This is a genomic window from Longimicrobium sp. (assembly GCF_036388275.1).
GTDB lineage: Bacteria > Gemmatimonadota > Gemmatimonadetes > Longimicrobiales > Longimicrobiaceae > Longimicrobium.
This window is the reverse complement of sequence record NZ_DASVSF010000100.1, coordinates 56,297-73,549: the sequence shown is the minus strand read 5'-3', so window position 1 is coordinate 73,549 and position 17,253 is coordinate 56,297. Positions and strand designations below refer to the sequence as shown.

The following is a 17,253-nucleotide window of genomic DNA, read 5'->3' as shown; positions in this document are numbered from 1 at the left end:
TCGTACGTTTTCGGCGCATCCAGGCGGGTGGGGGCTGGTCCGGTCCTTGCTTCCCCGGCGGGCATGGCCCAGCCCGAATTTCCCAACGAAAGGCGCCGCGGCGACCGGCGCCAGCGCCCCGGCGGCGGCATGAAGCCGCCGCGTTTTTCCATGTGGCCCCTGCTCGCGCTGTTCGGGGTGCTCATCCTGGCGAACGTCCTGGGCCCCACCCGGCCCACCAAGATCCCCTACAGCGACCTCAAGAACCGCATTTCCGCCCGCCAGGCGGAAAAGGTGAGGATCGGCGCCACCACCATCGAGGCCATCGCCACCGACTCCATCCGCAAGGCGGGCGGGCCGGAGCGCTGGCGCGCCGACAAGGTCGAGGACGACCAGCTGGTGCCCCTGCTGGAGGCTCGCAACGTCCCGTACGAGGGGATGGCCGAGGCGCGCTGGGGAATGGTGATCTGGGGGCTGCTCCCCCTGCTGCTGCTGGTGGGGCTGTGGGTGTTCATGTTCCGGCGGATGAACCCCACGCAGGGCGTGCTGACGGTGGGAAAGAGCAAGGCCCGCATCGTGGGCGAAGAAGGGACCGGGGTCAGCTTCGACGACGTGGCGGGGGTGGACGAGGCCAAGGTGGAGCTCCAGGAAATCGTGGAGTTCCTGAAGACGCCCGACAAGTTCGCCCGGCTGGGGGCCAAGATTCCCAAGGGCGTGCTGCTGGTGGGCCCCCCGGGCACGGGCAAGACGCTGCTGGCGCGCGCGGTGGCCGGCGAGGCGGGGGTCACCTTCTTTTCCATCTCCGGCGCCGAGTTCGTGGAGATGTTCGTGGGGGTGGGGGCCGCGCGGGTGCGCGACCTCTTTGCCCAGGCCAAGAGCCAGGCGCCGTGCATCATCTTCATCGACGAGCTCGACGCGCTGGGCAAGGCGCGCTCGCCGGGGAACATGCTGGGCGGCAACGACGAGCGCGAGCAGACGCTCAACCAGCTGCTGGTGGAGATGGACGGGTTCGATCCGCGGCTGGGCGTGATCATCATGGGCGCCACCAACCGCCCGGAAATCCTGGACCCCGCGCTGCTGCGCCCCGGCCGCTTCGACCGGCAGGTGCTGGTGGACCGCCCCGACGTCGGCGGGCGCCTGGCCATCCTGAAGATTCACGCGCAGGGCATCACCCTGGGGCCGGACCTGGACCTGGAGCGCATCGCGCGCCGCACGCCGGGGTTCGTGGGCGCCGACCTGGCCAACCTGCTGAACGAGGCGGCGCTGCTGGCCGCGCGGCGCGACAAGGCCAGTGTGGGCATGCAGGAGGTGGACGAGGCGGTAGACCGCATCGTGGCCGGGCTGGAAAAGCGGAACCGGCTGATCAACGACAAGGAGCGCACCATCGTGGCCTACCACGAGGCCGGCCACGCCATCGTGGCCGAGCGCGTGCCCACGGCTGACCCGGTGCACAAGATCAGCATCATCCCGCGGGGGGTGGCGGCGCTGGGCTACACGCAGCAGCTGCCGACGGAAGACCGCTACCTGCTGCAGAAGCAGGAGCTGATGGACCGCATCGCCGTGCTGCTGGGCGGGCGCGTGGCCGAGGAGATCGTCTTCAACGAGATATCCACCGGCGCGGGGAACGACCTGGAGCGGGTGACGGAGCTGGCGCGCAGCATGGTGACCGAGTACGGCATGTCGCGCGAGCTGGGGCCGGTGAACCTGGCGGGCCCGCGGCGCACCCAGTTCCTTCAGCAGGACGGGGGGATGCCGGCGCAGCGCAACTACTCGGAAGAAACGGCGCGCGAGATCGACGGCGAGATCCGCGGGCTGATCGAGGGAACCTACGAGCGGGTAAGGCGCATCCTGACGGCCGACCGCGACGTGCTGGAGGTGCTGGCGCGGCGGCTGCTGGAAAAGGAAGTGGTGGACGAGGCGGAGCTGCGCGAGATCATGGGCCTGCCGCCCCGCAGCCACGACCCGCCCCCCGAGCGCGTGGTAGAAACGCCGCCGGTGAACGGGGCCGGCGGGGGAATCCAGGCGGCGGCCAGCTCGGCCACCCGCGACGACACCGTGGCCAAGCCGCCCTCGCGGGGCGGACGAGGCTCCAGCCGCAGACGAGGGAGGCAGCCGTGAAGGACCCGCGCTACGAAGACAAGAGCCCGCACGACGTGGGCGAGCAGGACCAGCCCGAGCCCGAGCGGCCGGTGACGCCCACCGAGCGGCGGCAGGACGGGCCCGAGGACAAGCCCTCGCAGGCCGAGGGCGAGCGGTAGGGGAAGGGGTTTCACGCGGAGACGCGGAGGAGCGGATGAGCCGCGGAGGGGGCACCTGCCCCTCCGCGGCTCTCTTTTTTCTCCGCGCCTCCGCGTGGGACCCGTCCGCGCTGGAGACGATCGCCTCAGGACTCGTCCTCGTCTTCGTCGACGAAAGGTCCCAGGAAGACGATGACGGGCTTGCCGAGGGAGCGCGCGGCCTGCTCCAGGCGCTCGGGGGTAAGGCCCTCCACGTCCGTCAGGGGGACCGTGGGCAGCCCCAGCAGCGTTTGGCGGGCCAGCACCCGGGCGCGGGCCTCGGGCGATTCCAGGGCCAGCAGCCGCTCGCCCCGGTACCGCCGCCGCCGCTGCGCGAAGAGGCCGTCGCTCAGGGGCTCGTCGGCGTACCGCGAAAGGGCCTGCCCCAGGCGCTCGGCCCACTGCTCCACCTCGCCGGGCGGCACCACCATCTCCAGGCGCAGCTCGCCCCCGGCGGCGTGCCGCACCACCTCGGCGCGCGAGTCGTACACCTGCGGGCGCTGCACGCCGAACGACACCTGCTCCAGCGCCAGCCGCGAAAGCATCCGCAGCGCCTCGTCGTCGGCGTCGGGGCCGAACGGGTAGACGGCGGCCACCCAGGCCGTGATGGCCTCGTACGTCTGGCGCACCGGCTCGTCGGCGGGACGCGGCGTCTCCACCGTTGCGGCGCGCAGGGGGCCGGGCTCCATGAAGGCCGAGAGCGCCTGGCCCGCGTCGCTTTCCACCGGGCCCACGATGGCGATCACCGCGCGGTCTGCCGTGAAGCTGCCGCGGAGAAAGGCGTCCACCTCCGCCACGGTGATGCGCCCCGCGCTGCGGGCCGTTCCCGCGGCCGGCCGCGACCACGGGTGGTCCTCGCCGTACACCGCCGCGTCCACCCCCCGCGCCAGCGCGTCCGACGGGCTGCGCTCGCGGGCCTGCAGCTCGGCTACGGCTACGGCGCGCTGGCGTACCGTGGCGACGCTGTCCACCGGGTCGCGGAAGAGGGCGACGAGGAGCGTCCGGGTGGCCTCCTGCCAGTTGTCGGGCGCGGCGATCACGGTGAACGACACCGCGTCCCGGTGCTGCTCCACTTCAAGATGCGCGGCCAGCGAGTCCAGCACCGGGAGGATGGGCGCGGTGACGCTGCGGGCCGTCAGGTAGGTGATGCCTTCCTTGCCCTCGGCCTCGTCCGCCGGACCGACGGCGATGAGCACCTCCGTGGCGACGACGGGCGTTCCCGGCTCGGGGCGGACGAGCACGCGCTCCTGCGCCGCGGCGGGACGCGCCAGCAGGGCGGCGGCGAGGACGGCGAGCAGATGGCGGGCGCGGATCAATTCGCCTCCAGCTTCTGGGGCGGCACCTCTATGATGGCGGGCTCCGTTTCCCTCAGCGCGGCCAGGACCGCGCGCACGTCGTCCGGGGTCACCCGGTCCACCGCCGCGAAGAAGCGCTGTGACGCCTCGGAATCCAGCCCGCGGTCGCCGAACGCGCCCAGCACCTCGGCCATGCGCTCCGGTGTCCGCGCGTAGAACAGCATCTCGCGGCGCACGCTCGCGGCGGCGTCGCGCACCTGCGCCTCGTCCAGTGCCGTGGCGACGGCGGCCAACGCCCCCTCCACCGTCCGCCGCGCCGTGGGCATCAGCGTGTCGGGGGTGGCGACGACGAGGGCGACGGCCTGGCCGTGGTGGGTCCACCAGTGCTCCACCTCCACCGCCGAGCGGCTCATCCGCCGCCGCAGCTGGTTGCGCAGCAGCCGCGCGGTGACGGTCACCGCGGCCGGGTCCAGCGGGGACGCGTTCCACCCCCGGGCCACCCACCCGCGCGTGGCCTGCGGCGCCGCGCCGGCCAGCGGCCCAACGGTGTCGGCAAGGGACTCCAGGCGCACGGAGCCCGCCGCGGGAAGGTCGCGGAAGGCGCGGCGCACGTCATCCATCCTCACGTCGCCCACGGCCACGATGGAGATGCGCTCGGGGCTGTACATGGCGCCCCACACGTCCGCCAGCCGCGCCGTCGCCAGGCGCTCGGCCGCGGCGTCGGTGCCGGCGGCGGAAAGGTCACCCGGGAACAGGACGCCGCGAAGGGCCGTGCGCACGAAGGCGCCGGCGATCTCGCGCTCCGCCCCGCGCTCCTGTCCCAAGGCGGCGAGGGCACGAAGGGTTTCTCCCGTCCCCGCAGCGGGGGCGCGCAGCGTCAGGCGCAGGGTTTCGGAAAGGTACTCCAACTCCACGGCGGGGCCCACGACAGTGTAGACCACTGCGTCGGAGGTGCGCACGGCCTGCACGCGCCCGCCCACGCGGGCCATCCGCTCCTCCAGCTGCGGAAGGAGCAGGTGCTGCAACAGGTGCCCGGCCCCGGCGTACCCGGGCGGGTCGTCCGCCAGCAGCGACAGGCGCAGGGCCACGATGGGCAGCGCGGGCTGGTAGTGCACCACCACCGCCGGCTGGGCGGCGGCGGGGCGGGGCACCGAGTCGGACGCGGCCAGCCCCAGGGCGATCAGCAAGCTCAACATGCTGCGTCAGATACGAAAAAGGAGCGCCCCCGGCAAGGGGGCGCTCCTCGGATCGACCGTCGGACGGCGGACCGGCTCAGGGCAGCGCGTCGCCGATCACGAAGTTCATCGGGTCTACCTGGTTGCCGTTGACCTCGACCTCGTAGTGAAGGTGAGGCCCGCTGGTGAGCCCGGTGTTGCCCACGTCGGCGATGCGGTCGCCGCGGTCCACCATCTGCCCCGTGCGCACGCGAAGCCGCGAGGCGTGGGCATAGCGGGTGACGTAGCCGTAGCCGTGGTCGATCTCCACCATGTTGCCGTAGCCGTTGCTGCGATTGCCCGCGAATACCACGCGGCCCCGCGCCGGCGCCAGGATGGGCTCTCCGATGCGCGCGGCGATGTCGATGCCCTTGTGGGGGCGCGAGATGCGCAGCACGGGATGGTAGCGGCTGCCGCTGAAGAGCGACGACAGGTGGCCGTCCGTAGGCAGGATGGTGGGCGTGGAGGCCATGCGCTGCTGGTTGCGCCGGATCTGCGTGACCGCCTGGTCCATGCTGCCGCGCAGCAGGGACGCGCGGCGCATCAGCGCGTCCAGGTCTTCGGAGGTCGCCTCGACCTTACGGCCCACGCCGGGGTTCAGCTTGGCCAGCGCGCGGGCGCCCATGCTTCCCGTTCCCGGACCGCCCACGCCCGCCTTGCGCACGTCGGCGTTCACCTCGGGAAGGCCGGCGATCACCCGTACCTGCTCGTCCTTCTTGGCCAGCGCCGCAATGGAGCGGTCCAGCGCCTCCATCTGCTTTCGCATCTCGTCGACCTCGGCGGCCAGCAGCTGGTTCTCGCGCTTGAGCCCGGCGCTCTGCGAGTGGTGCGACTGCTTGACGGCGAAGGAGATGACGAAGGTGCCCAGGAGCAGGGCGAAGATGGCGGCGCCGCTCAGGGCGTTGCGGATGCTTCGTGCCGACACCTGGAACGAGCGGACTCGTTCGTTGTCGTGGGGCACGAGCATCAGTGTCCAGCGGGACTGGGGCATGCGGCTGCGATATGCTGGTGACGGAACGGCGCGGGGAGATGGCACCCGCGCTCCGGATCAGGATCTGGCCAGAATGATGGCGAAGGCAGCCAAGTTAGGCCGGGGGGACGGGGGTGTCAAGCAAACGCTGCCGGACCCCTCACAACGTGAGTAGATGCTTCGGGTTACGCCAGGTGGATGGGCATCAAACGTTCCGGTTTGGACGAGTTTCGCAACTTATTGCGGGACAACCGGTTGGGTCACAAACGAAAGACGGGGCGCGACGAGCATCCGCCGCAGATTGCCCGCTTCGTTGCAGAATCTGCTCCTGTGGCAGTGTGCAGTCCGCGGCTACGATGCGGCCGCGGGCGAAGGCTCGGGTGCCGCCGCGCCGGAGAGGAGACGGTCCACGTGGCCCAGGAGGTCCTGCGGCGCGATGGGCTTCTGCAGGAACACGTCGCCACCCGCGCGGTGCGCGCGCACCATGTCGTGCGCGAAGATGTGCACCGTGCAGACGATCAGCGGCGTGTCCTGCGTCGCGGGATGGTCCGTCAGCTCGCTCAGCACCTCGAAGCCGGGCGCATCGGGAAGGCCCAGGTCCACGACGACGATGTCGGGGCGGTGCGCAACGGCCATGTCCACGCCTTCGGACGCGCTCTTGGCCGACAGCACCTGGTACCCGCCGTGGCGGAGAATGGTGGTGAAGATGTCGATGCTGGCTTCGTCGTCCTCGACGAGAAGCACGGTCTTGCCTGCCACTGTGTCCTGACGCGGCGAAGTGGATGGATTCTCGGACTTAGACCCTGCGGCCCAAGGAAAGGTCCGGCATCACGCGACTCGGGTGCGTGCCCCTGTCCGGCGCCGGCCCTAGATCCGCTTCTCAGCGGCGATCCAGTTCGGCCAGCAGCTCCAGCCCTTGGGGCCAGGGACCGAACCCCGCGCCGGTGTTGATGTGCCCCGCAGCCCCCAGGTTTACCAGCCGCGCGCCCCAGCATCGGGCGAAGTGCGCCGCGCGCTCGGGGCCCAGGTATGGATCGTCGCTGCTGGCCACCACGATGGCGGGGAAGGGGAGCACCGCGAGCGGCACCGGGGCGAAGTTGCGGATGGGCTCCGGCGCATCCGCCCGCTCCACGTCCGCGGGGGCCACCAGCAGCGCACCCGCGATGGGGCGATCGTGGGCCGCGGCCCAGTGCGCGACGGCGATGCAGCCCAGGCTGTGCGCCACCAGGACCGGCGGTTCCGATTCCGCCCGGATGGCGGCGTCGAGCGTCCGCACCCACTGGGCACGATCGGGATGGTCCCAGTCGCGCTGCTGCACCCGCCGGAAGCCGGGATGATCCCGCTCCCACAGGCTCTGCCAGTGCTCCGGGCCGGAGTTGGTCCACCCGGGGATCACCAGCCGGCCCATCAGGCCCGGCGTCCGCGGTGAATGGTGAAGTCGAAAAGGTCGGGGCGATGATAGTGGCCGGCCACGTCCAGCGTCATCGATTCCTCGCGCACGCGGGCCAGGTCCAGCTCGGCGTACAGCGTCACCGACTGCTCGTACACCGGCTCGCGGATGTACGTCCCGTCCGGGCCGATGATGGCGCTTCCGCCCCGCAGCAGCCAGGCATCGGGCGAGGCCACGCGGTCCGGGTGCGGCTCCAACTCCGGCGGAAGCGCGGTCGCCCGCATCAGCGCGCCGGCGGCGAGCACGTAGCAGCGACCCTCGAACGCGTACTGGCGGCTGGCGATCTGGTGAGACTCGATCACGGTGGGCCAGACCGCCACGTGGATGTCCTCGCCCGCCTGGTGCAGCGCCTGCCGGGCGAGCGGCATCCAGTGCTCCCAGCACACCAGCCCGCCCACGCGCCCCACCTCGGTCTCGGCGGGAGTGAGCCCGTCGGCGTCGCCCGTGCCCCACACCATGCGCTCGGTGTAGGTGGGCACGAGCTTGCGATGGTGGTTCAGCAGCGCGCCGTCGGGCCCGTACGTCAGCAGGGAGTTGAAGAGCGTGCCGCGCCCGGGCCCCTGCTCCACCCGCTCGCTGACGCCGATGACCAGCGTGACCCGGGCGTCGCGCGCGATCTCGCCCAGTGCCCTCCCGCTCTCGCCCGCGACGACGACGCTGTTTTCCGCCATCCGCCGGAACGCCTGCTTCACCGGCGGATGGTTCCACAGCGCGGCGTCGCGGCACACGTCCAGCCACGCGGGATAGCCAGGAATCCACGTCTCCGGAAAGACGACCAGCCGCGCGCCCGACGCGGCGGCCTCAATCGCCAGCTCACGAGTGTTAACGAGCCCCCCCTGCAGAGTGGGCTCGACCTCCGCCTGGACGACAGCGACGGGAACGTGGGTCACCGGCTTACGCCGCGGATGCCGCGACTTCGGGGCGGGGGAACAGGATGCCGCCGGACTGCACCCTCCAGCCGGACACGTCCAGCGTCGCCAGCTCGTCCAGCGACGGAAGCGCATCACGCCCGGAGCCCAGGCGCTCCCACAGCTCCGCGGACTTCGACGGCATGAAGGGCGAGAGCATGGTGGCGGCGGCCGCCAGGTAGCGCACCATGGCCGCGAGGGTCAGGTCCAGCTCGTCGGCGCGCGACGGGTCCTTGGCGACGGACCAGGGCTGGCGCTCGGCGACGACGGCGTTGGCGTGGCGCACGACCTCGAACGCGGCGGCGGCACCCTCGTGAAGGAGGTTGGCATCCATCGCCGCCCGGTACCGCGCGACCGCGTCGGCGATCACCGGATCCGCCTCCAGCGGCGACGCGGGGACGGCGCCCTGGCGGTACTTGCCGATCATCGACGTGCTGCGGCTGGCCAGGTTGCCCAGCCCGTTCGCCAGCTCCGACGTGTACCGCTCGGCGAAGCGCTCCCAACTGAACCCGCCGTCGTTGTCCCACGGCACCTCGCGCAGCAGGTAGTAGCGGAACGCGTCGGGGCCGAAACGGTCGATGGCCTCGTCCAGGTCCAGCGTCACGCCGGACGACTTGCTGAACCGCTCGCCGCCCAGCGTGACGAAGCCGTGCCCCCACACCCGCTCGGGAAGGGGAAGCCCGGCGGACTGCAGCATGGCCGGCCAGATGATGGCGTGAAGCCGCGTGATGTCCTTGCCCACCACGTGAAGCTGCGCCGGCCACCACTCCCGCCACGCCTCGTCGTCCGGATAACCCGTGTCGGTGAGGTAGTTGGGCAGCGCGTCGAACCACACCCACGTCCCCTGCGTCTCGCCATCCGACGTCGCCTTGGGAAAGGGGATGGCCCACGAAAGGCGGGCACGGGTGATGGAGATGTCTTCCAGCCCCGAGTCCAGCAGCGCCAGCAGCTCGTTGCGGCGCGACTCGGGAAGGATGAAGCCGGGGTTTGCCTCGAAGTGCGCGCGCAGGAAGTCCTGGTAGCGGCTGAGCCGGAAGAACCAGTTGCGCTCCTCCGTCCACTGCAGGTCGCGCGTGGGATGGAGCACGCACCGCCCGTCGGCGATCTCGTTCTCGCGCTTGAAGAGCTCGCAGCCGACGCAATACCACCCCTCGTACGTCTTCTCGTAGAAATCGTCGGGGTTGCGCTCCAGCGCCTGCTCGATGAACGCCTTTACGCCGCGCCGGTGGTGCGCGTCGGTGGTGCGCACCCAGCGGGTGTTGCTGACGTTCAGCCTGCTCCACAGCGCGCGGAAGCGGCCCGCGAGCTCGTCCACCAGGGCCTGGGGCTCCACGCCCCGTGCGGCGGCCGTCTGCGCCACCTTCTGCCCGTGCTCATCCATCCCCATAGAAAAGCGGACGTCGTCGCCGATCAGCCGGTGGTACCGGGCGATGGCGTCGGCGCCGATCTTTTCGAACGCGTGCCCCAGGTGGGGGTCGCCGTTCGCGTAGTCGATGGCGGTGGTGATGTAGAACCGGCTCACTCGGGCTTTTGCTCCGTCTGGCGGCGCGGGCGGCGCGGGGGCCGCTGCGGCTGCGCCGGGTTGGGAAGAACGGGGTGCGACGGCTTCTCCATCCGCGCGGGCCCCGCGGGCGTGGCCGCCGTCTCTTCCTTCAGCTGGTCGAGATCGATGGTGCGGCGCTGGCGCTGCTCGTCCTGCAGTGTCACCGTGCTCCGCCAGATGTCGATGGCGATCACCCGCTCGGCGCCCACCGTGGTGCGGATGGTCTTTCCCTCCCGCGGAAAGCGCTTGCGGGCCTGCAGATACGCGTCGTGCTCGTACGTCAGGCAGCACATCAGCCGGCCGCAGGTGCCGGAGATCTGCTGCGGATTAAGCGACAGGCTCTGGTCCTTGGCCAGCTGCAGCGAGATGGGCTTGATCTCGCGAAGCCAGGTGGCGCAGCAGAGCTGCCGGCCGCAGCGCCCCACGCCGCCCAGCTGCGCCGCCTCGTCCCGCACGCCGATCTGCTTGAGCTCGATGCGGCTGCGGAAGGTGCGCGCCAGGTCGCGGACGAGCTGGCGGAAGTCTACCCGCCGCTCGGCCGTGAAGTAGATGGTCAGCTTGTTCCGGTCCCACTGCCACTCGGCGTCGCTGACCTTCATGTGAAGCCCGTGCTCCTGCACGCGCTGCCGCGTTTCGCGGCGCACGCGCTCCTCGTCGGCGCGAAGGGCGTACAGCTGGCGCACCTCTTCGTCGTCGGCGTGGCGCAGGATGACGGATACCGGCGAGTCGCCGCACTTCTTCTGCGCGACCCCGCCCAGCGACCGTACGCGGCCCACGTCGTGGCCGCGCTCCACCTCTACCAGAACCCAGTCGTTTACCCGCACTCCAGGATCGGTGCAGGTGAAAAAGCCCTTTCGCATGCCCTTGAACCCGACCTCCACGAGGAAGGCCTGGTCCTGGGGCGACGCAACGGGCTGGAACACGGGGAGTTCCAGGCCCATGGTACCTCCACTTCTATCGCGCGCGCCGCGCGTCCACACGGGGGACGCCGGCGGGCATGGTTGGGAACGTTGGGTGGGTAGGGCTCAGCCGGCGTGGCGCCAGCGTCCCATCCCCATGTACTTCTGCCACCGGGTCCGCCGCAGCTCGTCGGCGGAAAGGGCGCGCAGCTCGTTCAGGTTCCTCACCAGGGCCTCCTTGAACGCCGCCGCCGCGTCTTCCCAGTTTCCGTGCGCCCCGCCAGCCGGCTCGGGGATCACTTCGTCGATCACCCCCAGCCGCTTCAGGTCGACGGCCGTGATCTTCATGGCCTCGGCCGCCTTGTCGCGGGCCGAGGCGTTCTTCCACAGGATGGCGGCGCACCCCTCGGGGCTGATCACCGAGTAGATGCTGTTTTCCAGCATCAGCACGCGGTCGGCGACGGCGATGGCCAGCGCGCCCCCCGAGCCGCCCTCGCCGATGACCGTGGCGATGCTGGGAATCTTGAGCGCCGCCATCTCGCGAAGGTTGCGGGCGATGGCCTCGCCCTGCCCGCGCTGCTCGGCGCCCAACCCCGGGTAGGCGCCCATGGTGTCGATCAGCGTGATCAGCGGGCGGTTGAACTTCTCAGCCAATTTCATCAACCGCAACGCTTTGCGGTAGCCCTCCGGGTGCGGCATGCCAAAGTTGCGCAGCACGTTCTCCTTCATGTCGCGCCCCTTCTGCTGCCCCAGCACCATCACCGTCTCGCCGTCCAAGCGCGCCCAGCCGCCCACGATGCTGGCGTCGTCGCGGTACTGCCGGTCGCCGTGCAGCTCCACGAAGTCGGTGAACACCAGCTCCAGGTAGTCCAGCGTGTAGGGCCGGCGCGGGTGCCGGGCCACCCCCACGCGCTCGATGGGCGACAGGTTGGCGAACGTGTCGGCTTTCAGGCCGTTGAGCTTGCGCTCCAGGGCGGCCAGCTCGGTGGTTACGTCTACGCCGCGCTCGTCGGCCAGCGTGCGGAGCGATCCGATCTGCTCCTCCACGTCGGCGATGGCGCGCTCGAAGTCCAGGTGGGCTACTGCCACGTCGCGAGTCCTTGTTGGGTCGATCGTGCGGGAAGGTTCCCCCTCCCCCGGCCCCTCTTCGCACAAGCTACGTGCGGAGAGGGGGGAACTTCGGTTTTGTCCGGGCTGCCGATGCATGCCGCGGCGGGCCCCTCCCCCGGCCCCTCCCCCGGCAAACTGCGCCGGGAGAGGGGAGAACTTCAGACCGGATGGGGCTGGTTGCCGATCACTCGGCGGGAGCCCCCTCCCCCCGGCCCTCGTCCCCCGCTACGCAGGGGAGGGGGAGAACTGCATCGGCGCCCGGGCGCGCTCCGTCCTCGAACTCACACTGAAACAAGCCAGTCCACGAAGGTGGACTTCGTGTGGTCGTTGCAGCGAATTCATTCGCCCGTGCGGGAAGTGCGCCTCTACTCCCCGCCGCTGCTGTTGATGCTGAACCCGCCGCCTCCACCCCCGCCGCGGCGGGGGAAGCGCTCCTCGCGCTGGATGGCGACCACGGCCGCTGCGTCGCGGTGAAGGCGCACGCGGTCGTCGCCCAGGGCCTCGCGAAGCTCCATCAGCAACTCGTCGCGCGGGGCCACGCGAACCGACCGCGACCGCAGCCGCGGCGTCTCGCCTTCGCCCCCGCCGTTCTTCCAGACGACGAACAGCGCGCCGGCGCCGGCATGCTTCGCCAGGATGTCCCTGGTCGCCGCGACGGCGCCGGGGTCCATGCCGGCGGACGCCAGCTCGATCTGCACGCCCACGTCGCCGCTTTCCCGAATGTCGCCCAAGGCCACGGCGCTGTCCAGGAAAAGCGGCGGGTCCTCCTCGTCGCGCTCACGGTTGCTCACCGCGCCGCGAATGACGACCGGGGCGTCCTGCTTGAGGACTTCCTTGTATTTAGCCCACGAGTCGCCGAACGCAAGCACCGTGGCCGTTCCGTGGAAGTCTTCGACGGTGATGCGGCCCCACTCCGAGCCATCCTTCTTGCTGATCTGCCGCGCCGCCTCGGTGACCACGCAGGCCAGCTCCACCTTGCAGTCCTTCTGGTTCTTGAGCATCGACGTGTTGCTGCGCACCTCGAAGAGCGCCACGTCCTCTCGATAGCGGTTCAGCGGGTGGCCGCTGATGAAGAAGCCCAGGATCTCCTTTTCGCGCGCCAGCCGCTCGGTCTCGGTCCACTTGTCCACCTTGGGGAGCGGCGGGGCCTGCACCAGCGTGGCGGCGGCGGTGTCGCCCCCGCCCAGCAGCATGTCGAAGAAGCTGTCCTGCGCGCTCTCGCGCTCCTTCTGGATCATCTGCGCGTTGGCGAACGCCGAGTCCAGCCCGGCCAGCAGCTGGTTGCGCCCGCCGTCCTCGTCGAAGCCGTCGAGCGCGCCCGCGCAGATCAGCGCCTCGAGCACGCGCTTGTTGCACAGGCGCAAATCGATGCGGCTCAGCAGGTCGAACATGGAGGTGAACGGCCCCTCCGTCACCCGCGCGGCGATGATGGACCGTACCGCGCCCTCGCCCACGCCGCGGATGGCGCCCAGGCCGAAGCGGATCTTGCCCACGCCCTCGCCCACCACGGTGAACTTCCAGTTGCTCTCGTTCACGTGGGGCGGCAGCACCTCGATTCCCTCGCGCCCCACGCGCGGGATGAAGCGGCCCATCTCGCGGCACTGCGCGATGTACGACACCACGTCGTCGATCTTGTCGACCACGGACGACATCAGCGCGGCCATGAACTCGGCCGGGTAGTGAACCTTCAGCCATCCCGTCTGGTACGCGACCAGCGAGTACGCGGCGGAGTGGCTGTTGTGGACGATGATGTCGTTCGCCACGAAGTTGTGCGTGCCCGGCACCTCCAGGTCGTACGTCTGCTTGTGGGCGACGTACTCGATGGACACCACGCGGTCCCACAGCACGTCGCTGTCGGCGTACGCCCGCAGCTGCACGTCGGCGAAGTGGTCGGCCAGCTGGCCGATGGTCCTGCGCGTGAACCCGATCTTGTTCGGGTTGGTACCCACGGGATAGAAGTCGCGCGACGAAACGTCGGCGGCGCTCTCCACCTGGGCCCAGGTCTGCCCCGACTGCTCCTTTGCGGCGCGCACCAGGCCACGGACTGCGACGGGCACCAGGTCCTTGGAGGGTCCGGTCGCCGGTTCCGCCAGGACCAGCTGCTCCACGGCGTGCCTGCGCTCGGCGCTGAGGAAGCTCGCCGCCACGGTCACCGAAAAGCGGCGAAGGTTCTCGTTACCGGTGACGAACACCTGCCAGCCGGCCTTCCACCCGCCGCGATACGGGAACCTCACCTCCCGTACCCTGCCCAGGATCCCCAGGCGAAGGAGCAGGTGCTGAACCTGGCGGGCCAGCCGCGCGGACGAAGTGGCGTAGTAGACGTTGCGGTCGCCCACGTTGATGTGGCCGTCGCCCGCCCACATGCGGCTCAGGAGAAGGGCGATCTGCCGCTTCCTTAGCGTGAACGCTTCCGCGGGCACTTCCTTTTGCGTGGCCGTCTTGCCCAGCATCCCCAGCCGCCGGGCCCAGGCGAAGATCTCTGGCTCCTGCCCGCGGTCCTCGCGCGCCGCGTAGACGTGCGTGGTGCCGTCCTTCTCGCCGAAGGTGCAGCGAACATTCCCGAACGCCTCCGCGGCCGCCACGTAGTCCGCGATCTCGTCCGGGTCCTGGTTGTAGTAGTACACCGAGTGCGGGTGGCACAGGTTGCCCTCGGCCAGCAGGTGCCCCAGTGCGATCACCTCGTGCTCCGGCCACGAGGCGGAACCTTCCACGGGGAGCGAGCGCGGCACCGCGATGTGCTCACCGGCATCCAGCGCGCCGAGGGCCTTCCACCCGCCGATGGTGAAGAACGGGTGGTTGTCCGTCGCCTCGATCTCCCGGCCGGACTCCGTACGCAGGCGGTACACGGGCTTGATCCCGTTGTCGACCACGTCCGCCACGGCGCCGTGGCCCAGCTTCAGCACGTCGGTGTGGCAGGTGGCCACGGTGCCCAGGGTGGCCCGGCCGTGGTACAGGTCGTCGATGCGCACCAGGCGTCCGGTGGAGGAATCCAGCAGCTCCGTGTCGCCGGGCAGGCACTTGTTGAATCCGTACCGTCCGAACGCCTCGATCTGGTCCGACAAGTCCTGGATCTGCTGGCGGGGGTGGCCCTTCTCCACCGCCTTTTCCACGAACTTGCCCAGTTCCTTGGCGATCAGCTCCGCGTCCTTCTTGCCGACCGCCTTCCGCAGCACGTCGGCCTCGGCGAGCGTAAAGCCGGAGAGGATCTGCGCGATGCGCATCACCTGCTCCTGGTACACGATCACGCCGTAGGTGGGCTGCAGCACGTCCGCCAGCTCGGGGAAGGGGTACTTCACCGGCTCCTGCCCCAGCTTGCGGCGGATGTACACGGTGTCCATCCCCATGTCCAGCGGGCCGGGGCGCAGCAGGGCGTTCGCGGCGACGAGGTCGTCGAAGCGGTCGGCCTTCATCTGGCGGAGCTTTTCCGTCGCCAGCGCCGATTCGAACTGGAACACGCCCGCGGTGCCGCCGCGCGCCAGCATGGCGTACACCTCAGCGTCGTCCAGCGGAATGTCCTCCGCGCGCGCGTACTCCTCGCCCGTTGTCGGGTGCTTCAGCGCGCCGTAGCGGCGGCGGATGTCGGCCACGGTGTCGTAGATCACCGTGAGCGTCTTCAGCCCCAGGAAGTCCATCTTGAGCATGCCGGCCTTTTCCAGGCACGTCATGTCGTACTGGGTGACGATCACCGACTCGCCGTTGCCCCCCGAGCCCTTGGTGCTCTGCGTGCAGACGGGGACGTACTCGTCCAGCGGCCCGGGCGCGATCACCACGCCGGCCGCGTGGACGGACGAGTGGCGCGACAGCCCCTCCAGCGTGGACGAGTAGTCCAGCAGCTGGCGGTAGCGCGCATCCTTCTCGTACAGGTCCTTGATCTCGGGAATCTTGTCGCGTGCCTCTTCGACGGTCAGCGAGTAGGCCGGGCCGTTGGGGATCAGCTTGGCGAGCTTGTCCGTCTCGGCCGGCGCGAAGCCCAGGGTGCGGCCCACGTCCTTGATCACGGCGCGGCTCTTCATCGTCCCGAAGGTGATGATCTGGCCCACGGCGTCGCGGCCGTACTTGTCGCGCACGTACTCGATGACCTCGCCCCGCCGCTCGAAGCAGAAGTCGACGTCGATGTCGGGCATCGACACGCGCTCGGGGTTCAGAAAGCGCTCGAACAGCAGGTCGAACTTGATGGGGCAGCAGTCGGTGATGCCCGTGCAGAACGCCACGATGCTCCCCGCGGCCGAGCCGCGCCCCGGGCCCACGGGAATGTCGTGGTCGCGCGCCCACTGGATGAAGTCAGCGGTGATCAGGAAGTACCCCGAGTAGTCCATCTTGGGGTTGCTGATCACGCTCAGCTCGTAGTCGATGCGCTCCACCAGCTCCGGCGCGAGCGCCGTGCGGGGGTCCGCGCCGGCGGGGGCGTCCTTGGCGTAGCGCTCCATGGCGCCGCGCCACACCCAGTCGGCCAGCATTTCGGCCTCGCTGGTGAAGCCCTTCTCCGCCACGGGGAACGCGGGCACCTGGTATCCCTTGGGATAGCTCCAGTTGCACTCGTCGGCGATGCGCAGCGTGTTCTCGAGCACGTCGGGGCGGCCGGGAAACCGCTCGCGCATCTCGTCGGTGTTCTTGAAGTACAGCTGCCCGTCGTACTTCATGCGGTTGGGGTCGCTGAAGTCCTTCCCCAGCCCGATGCACAGCAGGACGTCGTGTGCCTGGTGGTCGTGCGCGTTCAGGAAGTGCGCGTCGTTGCTGGCCACGACGGGAACGCTCATCTCCTGCGCCAGCTTGAAGATGCGGCGGTTCAGCTCTTCCTGGCCGGGACTGTCGTGCCCCTGCACCTCCAGGTAGTAGCGGTCGCGGAACGTTTCCTGGTGCCACGCCACGGCGTCGCGGGCCTGCTCCCAGCGGTCTTCCATCAGGTGCTGCGCGACCTCGCCCGCCAGGCACGCCGACGTCACGATCAGCCCCTCGGAGTACTTCTGCAGCACCTCGCGGTCGATGCGGGGCTTGCCGTAGAACCCCTCGGTGTAGCCGATGGAGGTGAGCTTAGTGAGGTTCTTGTACCCCTGGTAGTCGCGCGCGAGAAGTACGAGGTGGTAGTAGCCCTTTTCGCCCTTGGCCTTGCTGCGGTCCGTCCGCGCGCCCGGCGCCACGTACGCCTCCATCCCTACGATGGGCTTGATACCGGCCTTCTTGGCGGCTTCCTGGAAGACCCACGCACCGTACATGCAGCCGTGGTCCGTGAGCGCGAGCGCCGGCTGCTCGAACTCCTTGGCGCGCTTGATCAGGTCGCCGATGCGGTTGGCGCCGTCGAGCAGCGAGTACTCGGAGTGGCAGTGCAGGTGAACGAACGACATGGGCCTGGAGGGCTCCCGAAGAGTGGGTGACCGTCTTGCAAAACTGCTTGCTGCCCAACGACTTGCATTGGGTTCGCGCCGGCGCCTCTGTGGTGGGGAGGTGCTCCCGGAATATGGGGCCGCGAGCGCCGGATGGGAAGGTGAACGGGGTTTGTACGTGTCCGCACTCTGGGGCTATCAGAGCCCTTGACAGCGGGGCACTGCCAGACGTACTATACAGGCACATAATGGACTGGGAACTCCCGGTCGGCGCCTGGCCTCGGTTCG

At 70.0% G+C, this 17,253-nt stretch carries 12 protein-coding genes; 2 read left to right on the top strand and 10 right to left on the bottom strand.

From position 1 onward, the window contains the following. Positions 1-129: 129 nt before the first annotated feature. Positions 130-2,097, top strand: coding sequence for an ATP-dependent zinc metalloprotease FtsH (gene ftsH, locus VF632_RS21320; protein WP_414682910.1), 1,968 nt, complete (start codon positions 130-132; stop codon positions 2,095-2,097). After that, positions 2,094-2,237 (top strand): hypothetical protein, encoded by a 144-nt coding sequence (locus tag VF632_RS21315; protein ID WP_331024943.1) that lies wholly within the window; start codon positions 2,094-2,096, stop codon positions 2,235-2,237. Before ftsH ends, VF632_RS21315 begins: the two co-directional genes overlap by 4 nt. Before the next feature lie 125 nt (positions 2,238-2,362). On the opposite strand, the gene VF632_RS21310 is transcribed toward VF632_RS21315, so the two are convergent. The 10 genes from VF632_RS21310 to dnaE all read right to left on the bottom strand — a co-directional run bounded on the left by VF632_RS21310 (position 2,363) and on the right by dnaE (position 16,986). Beyond that, a complete protein-coding gene (locus VF632_RS21310; protein WP_331024942.1) occupies positions 2,363-3,571 on the bottom strand; it encodes a hypothetical protein in 1,209 nt (402 codons plus the stop codon). Continuing rightward, positions 3,568-4,746: a hypothetical protein gene (locus VF632_RS21305; protein WP_331024941.1), complete on the bottom strand. Its 1,179-nt coding sequence runs from the start codon at positions 4,744-4,746 to the stop codon at positions 3,568-3,570. The genes VF632_RS21310 and VF632_RS21305 overlap by 4 nt, the downstream gene beginning before the upstream one ends. A gap of 76 nt (positions 4,747-4,822) precedes the next feature. After that, complete coding sequence (locus VF632_RS21300) at positions 4,823-5,731, bottom strand: M23 family metallopeptidase (RefSeq protein WP_331024940.1); 909 nt, start codon at positions 5,729-5,731, stop codon at positions 4,823-4,825. 354 nt (positions 5,732-6,085) lie between these two features. After that, positions 6,086-6,493, bottom strand: a complete 408-nt coding sequence (locus VF632_RS21295; RefSeq protein ID WP_331024939.1) for a response regulator — start codon at positions 6,491-6,493, stop codon at positions 6,086-6,088. Positions 6,494-6,614: 121 nt separating this feature from the next. Further along, the gene (locus VF632_RS21290) at positions 6,615-7,142 is read right to left on the bottom strand and encodes an alpha/beta hydrolase (protein WP_331024938.1); all 528 of its coding nucleotides are present in this window, start codon (positions 7,140-7,142) and stop codon (positions 6,615-6,617) included. Then, positions 7,142-8,074 (bottom strand): carbon-nitrogen hydrolase family protein, encoded by a 933-nt coding sequence (locus VF632_RS21285; RefSeq protein ID WP_331024937.1) that lies wholly within the window; start codon positions 8,072-8,074, stop codon positions 7,142-7,144. Before VF632_RS21285 ends, VF632_RS21290 begins: the two co-directional genes overlap by 1 nt. A 4-nt stretch (positions 8,075-8,078) precedes the next feature. After that, positions 8,079-9,614 carry a methionine--tRNA ligase gene (gene metG, locus VF632_RS21280; protein ID WP_331024936.1) on the bottom strand — a complete coding sequence of 512 codons (1,536 nt, stop codon included), beginning with the start codon at positions 9,612-9,614 and terminating at the stop codon, positions 8,079-8,081. Further along, positions 9,611-10,576, bottom strand: a complete 966-nt coding sequence (locus VF632_RS21275; protein WP_331024935.1) for a regulatory iron-sulfur-containing complex subunit RicT — start codon at positions 10,574-10,576, stop codon at positions 9,611-9,613. The genes metG and VF632_RS21275 overlap by 4 nt, the downstream gene beginning before the upstream one ends. A gap of 84 nt (positions 10,577-10,660) precedes the next feature. Then, positions 10,661-11,623 (bottom strand): acetyl-CoA carboxylase carboxyltransferase subunit alpha, encoded by a 963-nt coding sequence (locus VF632_RS21270; RefSeq protein ID WP_331024934.1) that lies wholly within the window; start codon positions 11,621-11,623, stop codon positions 10,661-10,663. Between the two features lie 386 nt (positions 11,624-12,009). Beyond that, on the bottom strand, positions 12,010-16,986 hold the full coding sequence (gene dnaE / locus VF632_RS21265; RefSeq protein ID WP_331024933.1) for a DNA polymerase III subunit alpha: 4,977 nt from the start codon (positions 16,984-16,986) through the stop codon (positions 12,010-12,012). Positions 16,987-17,253 lie beyond the last annotated feature (267 nt).

Excerpts from the sequence above, each read along its gene's own strand:
- ftsH (WP_414682910.1), top strand. The coding sequence starts at position 130 with ATGAAGCCGCCGCGTTTTTCCATGTGGCCCCTGCTCGCGCTGTTCGGG.
- dnaE (WP_331024933.1), bottom strand. The coding sequence starts at position 16,986 with ATGTCGTTCGTTCACCTGCACTGCCACTCCGAGTACTCGCTGCTCGAC.
- VF632_RS21300 (WP_331024940.1), bottom strand. The coding sequence starts at position 5,731 with ATGCTCGTGCCCCACGACAACGAACGAGTCCGCTCGTTCCAGGTGTCG.
- VF632_RS21275 (WP_331024935.1), bottom strand. The coding sequence starts at position 10,576 with ATGGGCCTGGAACTCCCCGTGTTCCAGCCCGTTGCGTCGCCCCAGGAC.
- VF632_RS21290 (WP_331024938.1), bottom strand. The coding sequence starts at position 7,142 with ATGGGCCGGCTGGTGATCCCCGGGTGGACCAACTCCGGCCCGGAGCAC.
- VF632_RS21305 (WP_331024941.1), bottom strand. The coding sequence starts at position 4,746 with ATGTTGAGCTTGCTGATCGCCCTGGGGCTGGCCGCGTCCGACTCGGTG.